The sequence below is a fragment of the Pseudonocardia sp. Cha107L01 genome, assembly GCF_052566575.1.
In genome coordinates, this window is record NZ_CP199579.1 from 3,527,020 (window position 1) to 3,545,103 (window position 18,084).

The 18,084-nt window shown below is 67.2% G+C and carries 18 protein-coding genes; 16 read left to right on the forward strand and 2 right to left on the reverse strand.

Features of this window, described 5'->3' with window-relative positions; genetic code table 11:
* From ACTXG6_RS16700 to ACTXG6_RS16715, 4 genes are all read left to right on the forward strand, one after another.
* A complete protein-coding gene (locus ACTXG6_RS16700) occupies positions 1-969 on the forward strand; it encodes an LLM class flavin-dependent oxidoreductase (RefSeq protein ID WP_445188723.1) in 969 nt (322 codons plus the stop codon).
* Between the two features lie 73 nt (positions 970-1,042).
* Entirely contained in the window at positions 1,043-2,179 is a 1,137-nt protein-coding gene (locus tag ACTXG6_RS16705) for an acyl-CoA dehydrogenase family protein (protein WP_445188724.1), read from the forward strand.
* Between the two features lie 25 nt (positions 2,180-2,204).
* On the forward strand, positions 2,205-4,409 hold the full coding sequence (locus ACTXG6_RS16710) for a molybdopterin-dependent oxidoreductase (RefSeq protein WP_445188725.1): 2,205 nt from the start codon (positions 2,205-2,207) through the stop codon (positions 4,407-4,409).
* A gap of 128 nt (positions 4,410-4,537) precedes the next feature.
* Positions 4,538-5,728, forward strand: coding sequence for a response regulator transcription factor (locus ACTXG6_RS16715; protein ID WP_445188726.1), 1,191 nt, complete (start codon positions 4,538-4,540; stop codon positions 5,726-5,728).
* Positions 5,729-5,875: 147 nt separating this feature from the next.
* Here ACTXG6_RS16715 and ACTXG6_RS16720 read toward each other — a convergent pair whose 3' ends face one another.
* Both ACTXG6_RS16720 and ACTXG6_RS16725 read right to left on the reverse strand, forming a co-directional pair.
* Entirely contained in the window at positions 5,876-6,589 is a 714-nt protein-coding gene (locus ACTXG6_RS16720; protein ID WP_445188727.1) for a TetR/AcrR family transcriptional regulator, read from the reverse strand.
* On the reverse strand, positions 6,586-7,377 hold the full coding sequence (locus tag ACTXG6_RS16725) for an IclR family transcriptional regulator (protein WP_445188728.1): 792 nt from the start codon (positions 7,375-7,377) through the stop codon (positions 6,586-6,588). The genes ACTXG6_RS16720 and ACTXG6_RS16725 overlap by 4 nt, the downstream gene beginning before the upstream one ends.
* A 244-nt stretch (positions 7,378-7,621) precedes the next feature.
* Here ACTXG6_RS16725 and ACTXG6_RS16730 point away from each other — a divergent pair, with 244 nt between their 5' ends.
* From ACTXG6_RS16730 to ACTXG6_RS16785, 12 genes are all read left to right on the forward strand, one after another.
* Positions 7,622-8,680 carry an alpha/beta fold hydrolase gene (locus tag ACTXG6_RS16730; protein WP_445188729.1) on the forward strand — a complete coding sequence of 353 codons (1,059 nt, stop codon included), beginning with the start codon at positions 7,622-7,624 and terminating at the stop codon, positions 8,678-8,680.
* A gap of 162 nt (positions 8,681-8,842) precedes the next feature.
* Positions 8,843-10,084 (forward strand): NAD(P)/FAD-dependent oxidoreductase, encoded by a 1,242-nt coding sequence (locus ACTXG6_RS16735; protein ID WP_445188730.1) that lies wholly within the window; start codon positions 8,843-8,845, stop codon positions 10,082-10,084.
* Positions 10,085-10,107: 23 nt separating this feature from the next.
* A complete protein-coding gene (locus tag ACTXG6_RS16740) occupies positions 10,108-11,004 on the forward strand; it encodes a VOC family protein (protein ID WP_445188731.1) in 897 nt (298 codons plus the stop codon).
* A gap of 64 nt (positions 11,005-11,068) precedes the next feature.
* Positions 11,069-11,824 carry an SDR family NAD(P)-dependent oxidoreductase gene (locus ACTXG6_RS16745; RefSeq protein ID WP_445188732.1) on the forward strand — a complete coding sequence of 252 codons (756 nt, stop codon included), beginning with the start codon at positions 11,069-11,071 and terminating at the stop codon, positions 11,822-11,824.
* Between the two features lie 16 nt (positions 11,825-11,840).
* A complete protein-coding gene (locus ACTXG6_RS16750; protein ID WP_445188733.1) occupies positions 11,841-13,172 on the forward strand; it encodes an aromatic ring-hydroxylating oxygenase subunit alpha in 1,332 nt (443 codons plus the stop codon).
* A complete protein-coding gene (locus ACTXG6_RS16755) occupies positions 13,169-13,711 on the forward strand; it encodes an aromatic-ring-hydroxylating dioxygenase subunit beta (protein WP_445188734.1) in 543 nt (180 codons plus the stop codon). Before ACTXG6_RS16750 ends, ACTXG6_RS16755 begins: the two co-directional genes overlap by 4 nt.
* Positions 13,708-14,088: a non-heme iron oxygenase ferredoxin subunit gene (locus ACTXG6_RS16760; protein ID WP_445188735.1), complete on the forward strand. Its 381-nt coding sequence runs from the start codon at positions 13,708-13,710 to the stop codon at positions 14,086-14,088. The genes ACTXG6_RS16755 and ACTXG6_RS16760 overlap by 4 nt, the downstream gene beginning before the upstream one ends.
* Positions 14,088-14,903, forward strand: coding sequence for a 3-(cis-5,6-dihydroxycyclohexa-1,3-dien-1-yl)propanoate dehydrogenase (hcaB, locus tag ACTXG6_RS16765; RefSeq protein WP_445188736.1), 816 nt, complete (start codon positions 14,088-14,090; stop codon positions 14,901-14,903). The genes ACTXG6_RS16760 and hcaB overlap by 1 nt, the downstream gene beginning before the upstream one ends.
* The gene (locus ACTXG6_RS16770; RefSeq protein ID WP_445188737.1) at positions 14,900-15,763 is read left to right on the forward strand and encodes an alpha/beta fold hydrolase; all 864 of its coding nucleotides are present in this window, start codon (positions 14,900-14,902) and stop codon (positions 15,761-15,763) included. The genes hcaB and ACTXG6_RS16770 overlap by 4 nt, the downstream gene beginning before the upstream one ends.
* A 52-nt stretch (positions 15,764-15,815) precedes the next feature.
* Positions 15,816-16,643: a 2-keto-4-pentenoate hydratase gene (locus tag ACTXG6_RS16775; protein ID WP_445188738.1), complete on the forward strand. Its 828-nt coding sequence runs from the start codon at positions 15,816-15,818 to the stop codon at positions 16,641-16,643.
* Positions 16,640-17,845 (forward strand): aldehyde dehydrogenase family protein, encoded by a 1,206-nt coding sequence (locus ACTXG6_RS16780; RefSeq protein WP_445188739.1) that lies wholly within the window; start codon positions 16,640-16,642, stop codon positions 17,843-17,845. Before ACTXG6_RS16775 ends, ACTXG6_RS16780 begins: the two co-directional genes overlap by 4 nt.
* Complete coding sequence (locus ACTXG6_RS16785; RefSeq protein ID WP_445188740.1) at positions 17,838-17,996, forward strand: hypothetical protein; 159 nt, start codon at positions 17,838-17,840, stop codon at positions 17,994-17,996. The genes ACTXG6_RS16780 and ACTXG6_RS16785 overlap by 8 nt, the downstream gene beginning before the upstream one ends.
* The last annotated feature ends 88 nt before the right edge of the window (positions 17,997-18,084 follow it).

Consider the following 18,084-nt stretch of genomic DNA (forward strand, 5'->3'; position numbering starts at 1 on the left):
GTGGCCACCGCGAGTGTCGCGGACGGGGTGCGGTTCGGTGTCAACCTGATGCCACAGCTGTGGGTCGACGGACCGGTGAGGTCCGGCCGGGCTCTGCTGGCGTACCGCTCACGCCTGTTCGACCGGATGACCGAGGCCGGTATCGACCACATCATGGTGGGTGACCACGTCATGTTCCACGGCGGAGTGGGCAACGACGGCCTGACCGATGCGGCCTCGGTGGTGACCGCGACCGAGGAGCTCGACGTCTACCTCGCCGTCTACCTGATGGTGCTTCGGCACCCACTGCTGGTCGCCCGCCAGATCCTGACGGTCGCCCAGCTCGCCCCCGGGCGGCTCTCCCTCGGCCTGGGCATCGGTGGTGACGACCGCCGCGAGGTCGCCGCCTGCGGGGTCGACCCGAGGAGCCGAGGCCGGCGGATGGACGAGTCGCTCGCCCTGGTCCGCCGTCTCCTCGACGGGGAGACCGTCACCCACGAAGGTGAGTTCTTCTCCCTGGCGGAGGCGCGGCTGCGCCCCACGCCGGAGCAGCCGATCCCGCTGGTGGTGGGCGGGCGCTCCGACGCCGCGCTCCGCCGCGCCGGCCGGCTCGGCGACGGGTGGCTCGGAATCTGGACCTCGCCGGCCCGGTGCGCCGAAGCAATCCGGGCCGTTGAACAGCACGGCGCGGAGGCCGGGCGGACCGACGTGGGGTGGCGCCACGGCATGACCTTCTGGTGCGGCTTCGGCACCGACCGCGCTGAAGCGCGCGGCAGGGTTGCGCCGGCCATGGAGGGCCTGTACCGGACCCCGTTCGACGACTTCGAGCGCTACATCCCGCATGGCACTGCCCAGGACGTGGCGGAGTTCGTCGCCCCCTTCGTCGATGCCGGCTGCACCACGCTCAACTTCATCCCGTTCGCCGGGAGCGACGAGGAGAGCATCGACGCGGTGGCGGAGACACGCAAGTTGCTCCGGAGCGGTTCATGACGGGTGCAACCGAGAACGCGGACGACCACACCGACCCGACGACGGGGGCATTCCTTTGCTGACCGACCGCCCGGTGTACGACGACGACCAGCGGCTGTTCCGCCAGTCCGTCCGCCGCTTCGTCGCACACGAGATCGCACCGCACTTCGAACGGTGGGAGGCCGAGGGCATCGTCGACCGCGACCTGTGGCGCAGGGCCGGCAGCTCAGGCATCCTCTGCGCCCAGGTGCCCGAGGAATACGGCGGCACCGGCGACTTCCGCTACAACGCGGTCGTCATCGAGGAGTGCTCGTACGCCGGTTTCGCCGGGCCGACCGGCAACTTCACCGCCCACAGCGACGTGAGTTGCGGCTACCTGATCGACTACGGCAGCGAGGAGATCCGGAAGACCTGGCTGCCACGCATGGTCAGCGGCGAGGCGGTCTGCGCGATCGCGATGAGCGAGCCCGCCGCCGGCAGCGACCTGCAGGGGCTGCAGACCCGTGCTGTGCGCGACGGCTCGGGGTCCGACGCGGACTACGTCATCTCGGGTCAGAAGACCTTCATCTCCAACGGCCAGCACTGCGACATCGCCGTCGTCGTTGCGAAGACCGATCCAGGGGCGGGATCGCGCGGCATGAGCCTGCTGCTGGTCGAGACGGATCGCCCGGGGTTCAGCCGGGGCCGCAACCTCGAGAAGCTGGGCCATCACAGCGCCGACACGTCGGAGATGTTCTTCGACAACGTCAGGGTCCCGGCCGCCAACCTGCTCGGGCGCGAGGGCGGGGCGATGGCGGCCATGATGTCCGAGCTTCCCCAGGAGCGGCTCATCATCGCGGTGGCCTCCATCGCGGCCGCTCAGCGGGCGTTCGACATCACAGTGGCGTACGTGAGCCAGCGCCGGGCGTTCGCCTCCGCGATCGGCGAGATGCAGAACACCCGGTTCAAGCTGGCCGACCTGAAGGCCGAGCTCAGCGTCGGCTGGGCGTTCGTCGACCAATGTCTCGGCGAGCTCGTGCAGGGCCAGCTGACGACCGACCGCGCCTCGATGGCCAAGCTGTGGGTCACCGAGATGCACGGCCGGGTCGTCGACCAGTGCGTCCAGTTCTTCGGCGGCTACGGGTTCATGCGGGAGTACGAGATCTGCCGCCTCTACGCCGACGCCCGGGTGCAGCGCATCTACGGCGGCACCAACGAGATCATGCGCGAGATCATCTCCCGCTCATTCTGAGCAACGGCGCACCAAGGAGCAGGTCATGGTTGACAAACGAGTCTGGTGTGGCGTGTGTGAAGCCTCCTGTGGCCTCATCGCGACCGTGGAGGACGGCAAGATCCGGCAACTGCGTCCGGACAAGGAACACCCGCAGTCCCTCGGCTTCGCCTGCCCGAAGGGCATCAACTTCCCGGACGTGCTCAACGACCCGGACCGCCTGCGCGAGCCCGTGAGGCGCAACGCCGACGGCACATTCACCGCCGTCGGGTGGGACGAGGCGCTCGACGACATCGGGGCCCGGCTGCGCTCCGTGATCAAGAAGCATGGCCGCGAGTCGGTCGGCATCGGGCTGGGCAACGCGAACGCATGGAACTACGGCGCGTTCCTCACCCTGTTCGGCATGGCCGCCGCGCTCAAGACCAAGCACTTCTACACGGCCAGCTCGGTGGACATCAACAACTACTGGGTCGTCAGCCAACTGCTCTACGGCAACAACCTGACCAACCCGATCCCGGACTTCGCCCGCACGGACTTCGCTCTCATCCTGGGCGCCAACCCGGTGGTGTCACACGGCTCGATGGCCACCGTGGGGCGGATCCGGGAGGTGTTGCTGGAGATCCCGAAACGAGGTGGTCGGGTCGTGGTCGTCGACCCACGCCGCACCGAGACGGCGCGGCTGTTCGAACATGTCCCGATCCGCCCGGAAGGTGATGTGTGGCTGGTCGCCGGACTGCTCAAGACCATCGTGGACCAGGGTTTGGCCGACCTGCCGACACTGCGCCGGCAGGCGACCGGGACGGAGTTCGCCCTGGACCTCGTGGCCGACGTCGACCTCGACCGGGTCGCGGCCGAGACGGGCATACCCCGGGAGACCGTCGAGAGCCTGGGACGCGATCTGGCGTCCGCCCGGTCGGCGTGCGTGTACGGCCGCTGCGGGGCATCGCTCGGCCGGTTCTCCACGCTGACGAAGTACCTGATCGACGTGCTCAACATCGCCACCGGCAACCTGGACCGCGAAGGCGGCCTGGTCTTCGCCCGCCCCATGGTCGACCTCGAGCTGATGGTCAAGTTGCTGCGCGCGACCGGTTACGACCGGTGGCGCACCAGGGTCGACGGCATCCCCGAGGTCATCGGCACCTCGCCGTGGGCGACCTTCCCACGCGAGGTTCTCACGCCAGGGCGCGGGCAGCTGCGCGCCATGGTCTGCGTCGCCACCAACGCGGCGACCACGGCGCCGGCCTGCGGCGACATGGCGCGTGCCTTCGAGGCGCTGGAGCTGTTCGTCTCGCTCGACCCGTACACCACCGACACGAACCGGCACGCCGACTACATCCTCCCGCCGACCCTGCTGTTCGAGCGCGAGGGCTTCCCGGTCTTCACCCAGTCACACAACGCGGTCCCGCATGCCCAGTGGACCGAGGCTGTCGCCACGCCACCCGCAGGGGTGCGCGACGACTGGCGGACCCTGGACGAGATCTGCAAGCGGATCGGCCTCGTGCCGTCCCCGGCTCCGGGCGCGCAGCTGATGGGGCGACTCGGGATCCGCCTGCCCCCGCACGTCGGGGTCGACCTGTTCATGCGGCTCGGGCCGGACGGCGACTTGTTCGGCCTGCGGCCCGGCGGCCTGAGTCGTAAGAAGCTGCTCAACCACGACGGTGCCGTCAAGCTCGGAAACGCCTCGCCGACAGGGGTACTCCGCACGCGCCTGCACACCAAGGACCGCATGGTCCACCTGGAGCAGCCACGCTTCGCCGGTGAGATGCGGCGACTCATCGCTTCCGCGACCGCCGACGCCGAATATCCGCTGCGGCTGTTCAGTATCCGGGAGTCGCGCTCGCAGAACTCGTGGCTGCACAACATCCCGCGGCTGATGTCCGGCAACCGCTCGTGCCGGCTGAGGATGCACCCCGACGACGCGGCAGCCCGGCTGCTCACGGGCAGTGCACAGGTGCGACTCCTCTCGCGCTGGGGTGAGATCGAGGTGGCGCTCGAGGTGACGGCCGACGTGATGCCCGGCTCGGTGGGGCTGAACCTGCACTGGGGGCACCAGGGCGGGTGGCGGGTCGCGGTCGAGGCGGGCGGCGCCCGCTACAACGACCTGGTGCCCAACGACGTGGAGATGCTCGACCCGATCTCCGGCAACGCCTGGGTCAACGGGATCGGCGTGGAGGTCACGCCGGTCGAGCCGGTTGCCGTGGGAGCCGCCACTCAGTGGGGGGACGCAGGGCGGCCGGAGCTCACACGCTGAGACGACAATCACTCGACGGGCGTTCGATCGTTACTCACTTCGAAGGAGGTCGGACCTCGCTCAACGTATTTGATCAAACGTCAGAAGTTGAGGACCTGCCTACTCCAGGGAGCCGAACGGAGATTCCCATGAAGACGCTCGATACCCGTCGGAACGGGCGCGCGCCGGTCACGGCGGAACGACTAGATCTTGCCGCGATGACCGAGACTATCGATCACGTCCGCAGGTTGCTGTCGCCAGGCTCGATGCCCGCGATTGAGGAGATCACAGATTTCGGTGCGGCTACCCGAGCGTTGAAGACCGCGTGGGATTGTGTCGACAGCGCCATTGCGGGCGACCTCGAAGTCGCATCGATGGCCGCCTCGGCGAGCGACCTGCTGGATCTCACCTGTCGACTCCGGCAAGCCGACAAGATCGTCGAGCGTGTTCAAGGAAACAGGATGACGAGCCAGCTCGCCGCCGTGCGGGAAACGCTCGGCCGATTCGGAGGAATCGAATCGGTCAGGCAGCTGGCTCAGGAATGTCCTCGTGCCGTCTCGCAGCTCGGGTTTGACCGCGGCATGCTCTCGCTGGTCGCCAACTCGGTGTGGACCCCGGTGTCAGCGCACAGCGATCGACAGCCGGAATGGGCCAAGGAACTGGTGGTGGACGGCCAGCGCTCACCGCAAGAAATCATATCGACGCTCCCCGAGTTCGACCTGGTCCGCCGGCAGAAGAGCATTCTCGTCACCGAGGTCCACCAGAACCCAAAGGTGTATAAAGAGGTTGTCGCGGCGTCGCAGTCTCGCTCCTACGTGGCCTCGAGGATAGTGGCCAACGGTAATCTCGTTGGATTCATACACGGCGATCGGTTCTTTCATCGTGAAGACGTCGACGACTTCGACTGTAGCTTGCTCGGAGTATTCGGTGAAGCGTTTGGCTTCATCTATGCTCGGGCGCTGATAATCGAGCGCTCGGCCGCGATCCAATCCCAGCTCGCCGCGCTGGCCTCCGGGATCAATCAGGCGGCGGCCGGTCTCAAGCGATTTGAGGATGATCTGCGTTCCGAGTCGGATATCAGACCGGGCGAGAACAGTGAAACGCCGGTACCCTTCGAGATACCGCTGCCGAACTGCGGACTCACTTCCCGGGAGATGCAAATTCTCCAGTTGATGGCCAACGGCGCGAGCAACGCTGACATAGCCTCCCGACTCTACATTGCCAACGGGACGGTCAAGTCACATGTGAAGCATGTTCTCCGGAAGCTCGGCGCGGCAAATCGTGCGGAGGCGGTTGCACGCTGGTTCAACAACGGGCCTCACGCTCAACGGCTGGAGTAACGAGGCGATCCGTGTCTCCGTGGTGTGGATCTCGTCCCGAGGGGGGTGGGAGTTGCCACCCGGGAGAGGCGCGCAAGGAACGAGCGGCGCCTACCTTGATGGCAGGGCCAGTCGCATCTGCAGGCGCGTGCGACTGGCCCTCTCCAACTACTTGGGTCTCGGCCGAGTTGGCGGTGATGTCACGCGGTCCGCCGCAGCTCCGTCCCATTGCTCGGCCGCCTTGACGATGGCGCCGCGAACTATTTCGTACAGCGGAGCCATTCCCTTGCGAAGGCGTTGGGCGTCATATCCGGCGATAATGGCCGCACCCAGTGCGTAGCTGTTCGTCATCTGGGCCAGGTCCAGCGATAGCGTTGCGGGATCACGCACCCCGGCGGCCGCGGCCACGGGTTCGATGACGGCGGCCAGCGTCGTGCCCGCCGCGTCGGTGGATTGACGGGCGAAGCTCAGTAGTTGTTCGTCGCCGTCCTGCTGAAGGGCTGCCGCTATTATTCGAAAATAGTTTGCATTCCGCGCCATGAGGTTGGGTGCTTGCTCGAAGTATTTCCGCATCCGAGGTTCCGGCTCGAATTGGGCGCCCACGGCGTCATCCAGTTCGGCAAAGAATCGGCGGGCGGCGCGGTCGAGCACGGCCGACAAGATCGCCGACTTGGCCGCGAAGTGATGATAGATGGAGCCGACTGGGAGTGCGGAGGCGGTGCAGATTGCGGCGACGGACGTGGCCGCATACCCGCGCTGACCGAACAGCGCCTCGGCAGCATCAAGGATTACCTCAGCTGAGGGGGAAATCCTGTCTCGATCGGGGGTCGAGCGGGCGGTCGACCTTTCCGGCGAGTCGGCCGTTCGGTAACCTAGGTTCACAGCGATCCTAGGTCGAACTCGTCGAGTGGTAGCGAGCGGGCAATGCGTGCGGCTGCCGTTCGTACCGGCTCGATCAAGGTCTGGCCGGATCCCGCGTTGGACGGATATGCCACCGATACCGCTGCTACGGCGTGCTCGCCAATTCGTACGGGCGCGGCGACACAATGCAACCCGCGAGCGGCCTCAGCGCGATCGTAGGCCACGCCCAGGTTCCGTATACGGGCGAGCTCGTGGCGAAGCAAATCCGGGCTCGTGATGGAGGCCTCGGTCCGCGCTGCCAGGTCGCGGTCCAGATAGCGATTGACGGTTTCAGCGGGTGCGTGGGCGAGCAGGGCCTTGCCCACGCCGGTCAGGTGAGCTGGCAGGCGACCACCGACCGTTGCGGGGCTGATGACGGAGCTCGTGCTCAACCGCTCCAAGTACAAGACCTCCTGTTTGCGCAGGACGGCGAAATGAACTACTTGGCGCGTCTGCAAGTGCAGCGATTCGAGGTGGGTCAGCGCGGCGTCGCGAAGGGCCACTTCGGGGGAGCGTGATCCGTAGGAGAACATCACGTCACCCATGCGGTATTCGGTGCCGCTGCGTTCGACCGCGCCCAGTTCGACGAGCATGGCAAGGACTCGATGAGTCGTCGACTTGGGTACACCACTGCGGCGACTGATCTGGCTGAGCGACAGCATGCGTGGTCCGTGGGTGAATGCGCCCAGTATCGCGAACGCCTTTCCCAGGATGGAGTCGGCGCGGAGGCCTGTATCCGACACCGAGCTCGCGGCATCTTGCACGGTCACCAATGAGGCCTCCTGCTAGAACGTTCCCTCTAGTGACGCACGTTACAGCTTGAGCTGCACCCGGCGCAAGGAGTCAGGCGGGAAGTCCGAGTTTGATCGTTCCGTGCGGGGAGAGGCGTTCCGAGGTTGGTGTTCTAGTGGCTAGAACGATCCCTCTAGTCGGTGCGGGCGGTCCGTAGGGTCCGGCTCGCCGCACGGCCGGTCGAAGGTCGGGGCGGCGAGCCGCCGATCCGAGAGGGAACAAGTGGACCCGAGATTCATCAGCCGGACCGTCGCCGCGAACAACCAGCGAATCCATCTGGTCGAGGCGGGGCAGGGGCCGCTGGTGCTGTTCGTGCACGGCTTCCCCGAACTCTGGTACTCCTGGCGTCACCAGCTGTCCGCGCTGGCCGACGCCGGCTATCGGGCGGTCGCGGTCGACCAGCGCGGCTACGGTCGCTCGTCGAAGCCGCCGCACATCCACGACTATCGGATCACCGAACTGGTGGCCGACCTGGTGGGCGTCGTCGAGGCGCTCGGCGAGACCACCGCGACGGTCGTCGGCCATGACTGGGGCGCGCCGGTGGCCTGGACAGCGGCCTGGACCCGGCCGGAGGTGTTCACCTCGGTGGTGGGGCTGGGCCCGTGGGGTGGCCGGGGGCTGATGTGCCTGCCGACCAGCCCGTTCGGCGAACGCCGACAGAGCGAGGTCTCGCGGTGGATCGCCGGGGACGACCTGATCTTCTATCACGAGTACTTCGCCGTGCCCGGAGTGATGGAGGCCGAGTTCGAACGTGACGTGCGTGGCTGGATCGAGGGCGCGCTCTACTCGATGTCAGCCCTGGCGCCGATACCCCCGCAGCTGGCCGAGCTCGATCTCGCGGCGTTGTCCGACGAGCAACTCGCCGAGGTCATCCGCGCCACTCCCATGTGCCTGCGCCCTGGCGCGGAGATGCGCGACGCGATGCTCACACCCCCGCCGGGTGCGCTCGATGCGGTGTTCACCGCGGCGGACATCGACTACTTCGTCGAGGCGTTCGAACGGTCCGGGATCACCGGGCCACTGAACTTCTACCGCTGCCTTGAACTGGACTGGGAACTGCTCGCCGGATACGAGGGCCGCCCGCTGGAAGTGCCGGCACTGTTCATCGGCGGCGACCGCGACATCGGCACGATGTGGGGCCAGACCGCCATTCGCGAACTCAGTACACACGCACCCAAGGCCCGCCTGTCGGTCGTGCTGGACAACTGCGGCCACTGGATCCAGCAGGAACACCCCGAGAAGGTCAACTCCCTGCTGCTGGAGTTCCTCGCCGGGCTCTGACCGGTAGCTGGGGCGACGGAGTCGAGGCTGTCCGGGCGCCGGCGAGGTGTGCCCGGCGGGCTCCGAACTTTGTGTTCTGGTGACTAGAACGTTCCCTCTATTCGGGGCAAGCCGTCCGTAGCGTCAGCCACGGGCACCGTCGGAGTCGATGAGGAGCTGAAAGTGCCGCGATACCTGATCATTGGGGCCAGCGCGGCCGGCTTTGCCGCGGCGCGGGAGCTCCGGCTCACGGGCTTCGCCGGGGAACTGACGGTGGTCGATCGGGACCAGCACGCGCCGTATGAGCGACCGCCCCTCTCGAAGCAGGTTGTGCCAGGGACCACCCCAGCGCTGACGCCCCTCGTCGACGCACAGACGCTCCGCGAGCTGGATGTCGAGCTGATCCGAGGCACCGGCGTGCGAGCGCTGGACCTCGTTGGGCATCGAGTCGAGCTCGCGGACGGGCAGCGGTTGAGCTTCGACGCGGTGTTGTTGGCCACCGGAGCTCGTCCTCGGACGCTCGCGGTGCCGGGCGCACAGCTGGAGGGTGTGCTCGCGCTGCGAGCTGCGGCTGACGCGTGGGAGTTGAGCGATCGGCTGGCCGAGGGTGGGCCGTTGATCGTCGTCGGGGCCGGCTTCATCGGGCTGGAACTTGCCTCGGCCGCTCGAGCCGCCGGAGTCGAGGTCACGGTGGTCGAAAAGGCAGCGGCGCCGTTGGCGGGGACGTTGGGATCGCGGCTGTCGGAGTGGTTGCTGGGCGTACATCGCGGCCACGGTGTCGAGGTGCTTCTCGGCGCCGAGGTCGAGGCGTTTGCCGGTCGCCGCCGCGTCGAGGAGGTTGTCCTGACGGACGGTCGGCGGTTGCCCGCCAGGACTGTGCTGGTTGGCATCGGGGCGGAGCCGGAGGTCGACCTCGGTCATCGGGCGGGACTGCGTTGTGCCGATGGGATCGTCGTCGACGGGTACGGGCGAACGAGCAATCCGTGGGTGTTCGCCGCCGGTGACGTGGCGTGCCAGCCGCACCCGCACCTGGCGGCACCTGGCCGGATCGAGCATTGGGACAGCGCGCTGCGCCACGGCGCGGCGGTCGGCGCGACCATGGCGGGTCGGCCGACTGCGCATTCCGAGATCCCCTATTTCTGGTCCGAGCAGTACGGCGGCCTTCTGCAGAGCTACGGCCGTCACCGTCCCGGAGATGAACTGGTAGTTCGCGGACAGATCACTAATGACCGGGCGGTTGCGGTGTGGCTCCGGTCAGGTACGCCGGTGGCGACGGTGGGCTTCGGTGCCGCCCGGGAGATACGGGCGATCAGGTCCCTTATTGAAACTGGTGTGCCGGTACCGGTGTCCGCGATCGCCGATCCGATGACCGATCTCAGGCAACTGAGCAATCGGGTGCTCACCTCCGTTCTCAGGGCCTTCTAGTACCTACCGATTGAGAGGACACCATGACCGGCATCCGCGCGCTGGGCTACATCGTTTTTCGAGGCCCGGTCGAGGAGTGGGCGAGCTTCGGCGCCGGCCTGCTCGGGGCCCAGGTCGCACGTCATGAGACCCATGAAGTTCGGCTGCGCACGGACGAGCGGGCCTGGCGCATCGCGATTGAGGCTGGCTTCGCGGCGGGACCAGACTCGCTGGTGGCGCTCGGTTTCGAGGTGGAGAGCTCGGCCGCGCTGAGCGAACTGGCCGAGTCACTCACGGCCCAGGGAATCGATGTGCGGGCGGACGACGAACTGGCCCGCCACCGTCAAGTTCGGCGCCTCATCGTGTTCGCCGATGGTGACGGCAACCAGTGCGAGGCGTACTACGGACACGAGATCGACCACACCCCATTCGTTTCGCCCCGAGGTATAGAGTTCGTCACGGGCGACCTGGGTGTCGGACATGCGTTCCTGTTCAGCGACGACGCGACCAAGTCGGTCGATTTCTACACGGAGCGTCTGGGCTTCCGGTTGAGTGACACCATTGATCTCGGCATTGCCGAGGGGATCTTTATGCATTGCAACCCCCGGCATCATTCGGTCGCGGTGGCCACAATCCCGGGCATGCAGCTGGGTATCGGGCACCTCATGTTGGAAGTGCGAAGCCTCGAGGCAGTGGGTATGGCCTTGGATATCGCCAACGAGCGTGGTGATGAAATCCAGATAACCATTGGTCAGCACACGAACGACCGCATGACGTCGTTCTACGTGACCACGCCGTCGGGATTCCAGATCGAGTACGGCTGGAACGGCCTGCTGATCGATGACGCCGACTGGATCGTCGGCCATCACCTGGCCATCAGCACCTGGGGCCACAAGTTCACGACCCCGTTGACCGTCCCGACCACCGGCGCCACGGCCTGACGCACGGCGTCGCCGACGCCGAGCTTTCTGACATCGCCGCACACCTGACTGAGGAGAAACAACCATGCCGGAGCTCGAGGGCAAGAAGGTTCTGATCACTGGAGCGGGGGCCTTGGGGGGTCTCGGCGCGGACACCGCCCAGCTGTTCGCCCAGGAGGGCGCCGAGGTGTTGGTCACGGGGCGCCACGCCAAACGGGGCCAACAGGTGGTGGAGAGCATCGCGGCGGCAGGGGGCACCGCTCGGTTCCTGCTCGCTGACCTGAGGGATCTCGACGACGTGGCGCAACTCGCGGACGAGGCGGGTGAGGTGGACGTTCTCGTGAACAACGCCGCCGGCTACAACGTCGAGTCCACCCTGAAGCTCACCGCCGACGACTACAGCCTGATGTACGAGACCATCGTGCGGGCCCCGTTCTTCCTGGTGCAGAAGCTGGCGCCGGGGATGATCTCCCGCCGCTCGGGCAGCATCGTCAATGTGAGCAGCACGGCAGCCTCGGTAGCGCTGCCCGGGGGAGTGTCGCTCTACGGTTCGGCGAAGGCCGCGCTGGACTCACTCACCCGGTATTGGGCCGCCGAGTTCGCCGAGAGCAATGTGCGGGTAAACGCGGTCGCAGTGGGCCCGACCAGCACTGACAACATCACGCGGACCTTTTCTTCGCTGGGCCCCGGGATGCTCGAGGCCATGGCGGCCTCCATTCCGCTGGGCCGCTGGGCATCGCCAAGGGAAATAGCCCAGGTTCTTCTCTTCCTGGCCAGTGAGCGTTCCAGCTTTGCCACCGGGGGCGTCTTTCCCGCCGACGGCGGCAAAGTCGCCGTCTAGCCAGCAAGGAGAGAACATGTTCGACATTTCCTCCGTAGACACCGAGGCCGGCCTGCTGGACCCGAGGATCTACACCGATGCCGAGATGTATCAGGTCGAGCTCGAGCGCGTCTTCGGACAGGCCTGGCTGTTCCTCGCGGCCGAGAGCCAGCTGCCCAAGCGGGGCAGCTTCGTCCAGACCTACATGGGCGAGGACCCGGTCCTCGTCGTGCGGCAGGGCGACGGCTCGGTTCGCGCCTTCCTGAACCAGTGTCGCCACCGGGGAATGCGGATCTGCCGAGCGGACGAGGGCGTAGCCAAGGCATTCACCTGTACCTATCACGGCTGGTCGTACGACCTGGCAGGCAATCTCATCAATGTGCCTCACGAAGGGCGGGCATACCGCAACGAGCTGGACAAGGCGCGGTGGGGAGCCCTGCGAGTCCCCCGCATCGAGCGATACAAGGGCCTGATCTTCGGTACCTGGTCGGCCGACGTTCCGGATTTTGTCGACTATCTGGGCGACGCGCGGTACGTCCTGGACGCCATGTTGGACCGGTACCCGGACGGAATCGAGCTTGTCCCGGGGGGCTCGCGATGGGTGATCGACGCGAACTGGAAGTTCGCCGCCGAGCAGTTCGCCAGCGATCACTACCACGCCGAGGTGTCGCACGCGGGCGGAGCGATTGGGCTGGTCGAGGACCCGCAGGTGGCCGCCAACTTGCTGAATGCCGACGGCCAGCCGGGCCGGCAGCTCACGGCCAATGGGCACGGCACCGGAACATTTCAACTTCCCGAGTTCATGTCCAGCCCGTTGGCGTCACCCGTGACGGCCGAGTGGGAACAGGAGCACCGCGAGGGCATCATCTCGCAGCTCGGGGAGAGCAGGGCGCGCGACTTCGTCCTGCACAGCACAGTGTTTCCGAATTTCTCCTGGCTGGGGTCGTGGAACACGATGCGGGTCTGGCATCCGCGTGGCCCGGGCCAGATGGAGGTGTGGTGTTGGACCTTCGTGCCCAAGGACGCGCCTCAGGAGGTCCGCGACAGCATTGCGCTGACCAGCCAGTTCGGATTCAGCCCCGCGGGGATCTTCGAGGGCGACGACGGGGAGAACTGGACCGAACTGCAAATGGTGCTCCGGGGGTGGAAGGCCCGCGGGAGCACCTTCAACGCCCAGATGGGCCTCGGTCACGACGAGTACGACGTCAACAACCATCCCGGTCGCAGTAGCGAGGTCTACAGCGAAACCGCCGCCCGAGGCTTCTACACGCGGTGGAAGGACCTGATGCTCGGGCGGAGCTGGGTTGAGATCGCGGCCCTGGATGTCGAGCGTGCCGCCCAGGTCAGGCAGGAGGTGCCTTCGGCATGACCGCCTTACCCGAGACCTTGGTTACCTCGGTCGGTCCAGAGCTGCAGCACCGGGTCGAGCAGTTCCTCTACGCCGAGGCGCAGCTGCTCGACGATCACGAGTTCAACGACTGGATCAAGTTGTTCACCGAGGGGGCGCACTACTGGGTGCCGACCCGCAACACCCGAACCAACCGGGAGCGAGGCAAGGAGATCGCGGCGCGCGGCGAGGGCGCTCACGTCGACGACGACATCGTGCGCCTGCGTGGCCGGGTCCGCCGCTCGACGTCCGGTCTGGCGTGGTCGGAGGAGCCGCCGTCGCGTACTCGCCGCCTGCTGACCAACGTCCGCATCCGACAACGAGATGCCGGCGTACTCGACGTGCGGCTCAACTTCTGGGTCTACCGCGGCCGACTGGAGCGCCACCAGGACTGGTTCGTGGGGGAGCGGTTCGACGTACTTGTTCCCGACGACGGGCCTTACGGCTACCTCATCGCTGACCGCAAGATCGTGCTGGACCAGTCCACCGTCCTCGCCCCGAATATGAGCGTCTTCCTGTGAGCGAGTCAGCCGCGACTATGCGCTGGGTACGCGCGTGTGGGCTGGCCGACCTGATTCCCGATGAGGGCTTTCGGCTCGACGTTTCACCGCCGGTGTCGATATTCCTCAGCGAGGGCGAAATGTTTTGCCTCGACGACACCTGCACCCATGAAACCTATTCGCTGGCCGACGGGTGGGTGGAGAACTGCGTTGTGGAGTGTGCATTGCATTTCGCGAAGTTCGACCTGCGCACTGGAGCCGTGTTGTCTCCGCCCGCCTCGGCCCCACTCGCGGCGCATGAACTGCGCGTTGAGGGCGACGACGTGCACGTTCTGCTGCCGTCGCACTACATGGTCAAGACGCGGATCGCCGATCTGCACTCCCGGAAGGCTGATTGATGGGCTGGTTGGAAGGTAAGGCCGCTCTCGTCACAGGAGGAGCGTCAGGTCTCGGCCGGGCCATCGCCGAGCGGTTCGTCCACGAAGGCGCCAGAGTGCTCGTCGTGGACCGATCCCGCGACAAGCTCGAGCAGCTCGGCGCTGATCTCGGCGGTCGACTGGTCACTTTCGCCGGTGACGTCACGTCGCCGGCCGATAACACCGGTGCCGTCGCGGCGGCGGTGGAGGCGTTCGGGCGGCTCGACGTCTTCGTCGGCAATGCCGGCCTCTGGGACTTCAACCGTCCGCTGCTGGGCAGCTCGATCGAAGACACCGCCCGGGCGTTCGACGAGCTGTTCGCCGTCAACGTCAAGGGCTACCTACTCGGTGCGCGCGCGGCGGCCGAGGCCTTGCGCCCAACCCGAGGCAGCATGATCTTCACCTTGTCGAACGCCTCGTTCTTCCCGAGGGGCGGTGGCCCGCTCTACACGGCGTCCAAGCACGCGGGGCTCGGGCTGGTCCGTCAACTCGCCTACGAGCTGGCTCCCGACGTACGCGTCAACGGCGTAGCACCCGGCGGTATGGCGACCGATCTGCGCGGCCCCAGTTCGCTCGGTCTGGACCGTCAGTCGATCAGCGACGCGATGCCGGTTCAGGAGCTGCTCCGCAAGCACATGGCACTCGAGATCTACATCGAACCCTCGGACTACGCCGGCACCTACGTCCTCCTTGCCTCGAGGGAGAACTCCAGCACCGTCACCGGCGCGGTATTCGACATCAGCTCGTTCGGAACACCGCAACGAGAAGCCACCCCGGAAGGACTGGTCGTGCTATGACGTCATCGCCCACCTATGAGGTCACCGCGGCGAGCACGAGCAATGTCGCGCAGACCGATCGGTACCGCATCCACTATCACGACGTGGGTACCGGACATCCCATCGTCCTGCTGCACGGAAGCGGTCCCGGCGCGACCGGTTGGAGCAACTTCTCGCCGAACATCGGCCACCTCGCGCAGAACCACCGAGTCATTGCCGTCGACATGCCCGGCTGGGGCCGGAGCGACACCCCGAACACCACCGTCGGCTGGGACCCCGTGTTGGACCTGATGGGATTGCTCGACCTTCTCGAGATCGACAGGGCCGCGCTGGTCGGGAACTCGATGGGCGGAATGACCAGCCTCGGCGCCGCGGTCCGGTTCCCGCAACGGGTCAGCCATCTCGTCACCATGGGAGCGCCTTGCCCCGGAGCGAATATCTTTTCGCCGACCGGAGTATCCGAGGGCATGAAGGTACTGCTCCAGGCAACCCGCGAACCGTCGCCGGAGAACCTGAAGCGGCTGGTCCAGATCATGTGCTACGACCAGAGCCTGGCCACCGACGAGCTGGCCGAGGTGCGCTACCAGGCGGCCATCGCCAACCGTGACCACCTCGACCACTTCTTTGCCATGTTCACCAATCCGAAGGTGCCGCCCTTCACCGAGTTCTTCCAACTCGGTTCCCGGGTTGCAGATATCACCGCGCCGACTCTGGCCATCCACGGGCGGGACGATCGCGTCCTGAGCTACGAGCACAGCCTGCGGCTCGTCTCGACCGTCGCCAATTCTCGGCTGGTACTGCTGAACCGCTGCGGGCATTGGGCCCAGATCGAGCACGCGGCCGAGTTCAACCGCCTGGTCGCCGACTTTGTCGGCAACTGACCGAGGGCCCGCTGAACAAACAGTGTCCCGACGCGCCCGCTAGGAGTCATCGATGACCGATCGCACCGCCAGTACAGCTGTCTCCCGCTCGGTGGTCGCGCTGGCCGCCGAACGGCTGATCACTGCCGCCAGGACCGTCACCGCTACCGCGCCGGTACGTGACGTGCTCGGCGCCACCGACATCGCGCTGGCCTACGACGTGCAGAAACTACTCACGGCCGCCCGACTTGCCGGGGGCGCCAGGATCGTCGGCCGCAAGGTCGGACTCACCTCTCCCGCCGTGCAGGCGCAGTTGGGCGTCGATCAGCCCGACTTCGGGGTGCTGTTCGACGACATGCTCGTCCCGGACGGCGGCGCGGTCGACATCGCGGCCCTGATCGCACCGAAGGTCGAGGCCGAGGTCGCCTTCGTCCTCAAGGCCGACCTGAACGGCGACCCCGAGTCGATCGACGCCGCGACCGCCGCCGCGGCCGTCGACTACGCGGTCGCCGCGCTGGAGATCGTCGACAGCCGCGTGGCCGGCTGGGACATCACGATCACCGACACCGTTGCCGACAACGCCAGCAGCGCGCGGTACGTCCTCGGTCCGACCCGCGTCACGCTCGCCGAGTTCGCGCCGGTCGACGTGACCATGACCCTGGACAAGAACGGGGTGCGGGCCTCGTCCGGCACCGGCGCCGCCTGCCTCGGCGACCCGCTCAACGCGCTGGCGTGGCTGGCCCGCGCAGCATCGGAGTACGGCAGCCCACTACGCGCCGGCGACGTGGTGCTCTCCGGCGCCCTCGGGCCGATGGTCACCGCCGAGCCGGGCAGCCACCTCGCCGCGGACATCTCCACACTCGGACGCGTCAGCGTCACCTTCAGCAAGGACGGTGCATGACCGCGGCCTGGACTCCCCGCGTACAAGCTCGCACATTCGACGAGGTCACCGCCGCCATCCGCCGTTCCCGCGCGGCGGCCGGTGAACTCCGTGTCGCTGACCGTGCGGAGCGCGACAGGGCGCTGCTCGCCGTGGCCGACGCCCTCGAGACGCGTATGCCGCGCCTCCCGGCCGACCAGCACACCCACGAGGCCTTCGCCGCCGAGCTGCGCGACTGGGCCGGCACCGCTGATCCGCTGGGGCCGATCCTGCGGGAGGAACAGCGCCGCGACGGAGCCCGGCTGCGCCAGCTGCGCGTCCCGATCGGCGTCATCGCGGTGCTGTTCGACGACGCACCGCACCACATGCTCCGGCTCCTCGGCCCGCTGCTCAAGACCGGCAACGCCGTGCTGCTGCGCGCCGCCCGGCACCATCACGCCGCAACCGAGACCCTGGTCGACGTTGTGCGCGGCGCGCTGGCCACGACGCGCGTCCCCCCTGACGCCGTCCAGCTGATCTCCAGCGAGCAGCGCTCGAGCCTGCGCTACCTCATCACCGCGCGCGGTGACGTCGACCTACTGATCCCGCTGGTGGGCCCCGGCCTGCGGGCCACGATCATCCCCGAAGCGACGGTGCCCCTGATCGAGGTCGCCCCCAGCAAGGGCCACCTCTACCTCGACGCCACCGCCGACCCGCAGCTGGCCGAGGACATCGTGCTGCACTGCCAGACCCAGCCCACCGGTTCCGGCCTGACCATCGACACCGTGCTGGTGCACCCAGACATCGCCGCCGAGCTGCTGCCACGGCTCGGTACCGCGCTGCGGCGCGCCGACATCCAGGTCCGCGGTGACAAGGCCGCCCGCACCGTCATGCCCGACTGGGGCCAGGTCGAGGACGGCGACTGGGCCACCATCCACCAGCAAGGTCAGCTGCTCGTCGCCGTGACACCCGGCCTCGACGCCGCGATCGCCCACATCGAACACAACGGCAGCGGTCACACCGAAGTGATCATCACCGACGACGGGCAGCACGCCCGCGAATTCTGCAGCCGCGTCGACGCCGCCACCGTCCTGGTGAACACAGCACCCGCCACCGACACGCCTCAGCACCGGTCGCTCGTGTACTCCACCCAGCGACTGGCCCCCCGCGGCCCCCTCGGTCCGACCGAACTGACCACCACCAAATGGATCACCAACCTCGATAGGGACATTCCACATGGCTAAGACCGTTGTCGCCGTCGCTTACGGCGGACCCGAGGTGCTGTCCGTGGTCGAAGCCGAGGTGCCCCCGCCCGGGCCGGGCGAGGTGACGATCGAGGTGCGCGCGGCCGGGGTCAACCCGATCGACTACAAGCCGGCCTGCTGGACCGGGTGAGGCAGGCGGCCCCCTCCGGAGCCACCGCGGTGATCGATGCGGTCGGCACCGACGAGGCGATCGACGTGTCGCTGGCCGTGGTACCCGA

Coding starts and splice junctions, on each gene's coding strand:
- ACTXG6_RS16710 (WP_445188725.1), top strand. CDS start 2,205: ATGGTTGACAAACGAGTCTGGTGTGGCGTGTGTGAAGCCTCCTGTGGC.
- ACTXG6_RS16715 (WP_445188726.1), top strand. CDS start 4,538: ATGAAGACGCTCGATACCCGTCGGAACGGGCGCGCGCCGGTCACGGCG.
- ACTXG6_RS16740 (WP_445188731.1), top strand. CDS start 10,108: ATGACCGGCATCCGCGCGCTGGGCTACATCGTTTTTCGAGGCCCGGTC.
- ACTXG6_RS16745 (WP_445188732.1), top strand. CDS start 11,069: ATGCCGGAGCTCGAGGGCAAGAAGGTTCTGATCACTGGAGCGGGGGCC.
- ACTXG6_RS16750 (WP_445188733.1), top strand. CDS start 11,841: ATGTTCGACATTTCCTCCGTAGACACCGAGGCCGGCCTGCTGGACCCG.
- ACTXG6_RS16755 (WP_445188734.1), top strand. CDS start 13,169: ATGACCGCCTTACCCGAGACCTTGGTTACCTCGGTCGGTCCAGAGCTG.
- hcaB (WP_445188736.1), top strand. CDS start 14,088: ATGGGCTGGTTGGAAGGTAAGGCCGCTCTCGTCACAGGAGGAGCGTCA.
- ACTXG6_RS16770 (WP_445188737.1), top strand. CDS start 14,900: ATGACGTCATCGCCCACCTATGAGGTCACCGCGGCGAGCACGAGCAAT.
- ACTXG6_RS16775 (WP_445188738.1), top strand. CDS start 15,816: ATGACCGATCGCACCGCCAGTACAGCTGTCTCCCGCTCGGTGGTCGCG.
- ACTXG6_RS16780 (WP_445188739.1), top strand. CDS start 16,640: ATGACCGCGGCCTGGACTCCCCGCGTACAAGCTCGCACATTCGACGAG.
- ACTXG6_RS16785 (WP_445188740.1), top strand. CDS start 17,838: ATGGCTAAGACCGTTGTCGCCGTCGCTTACGGCGGACCCGAGGTGCTG.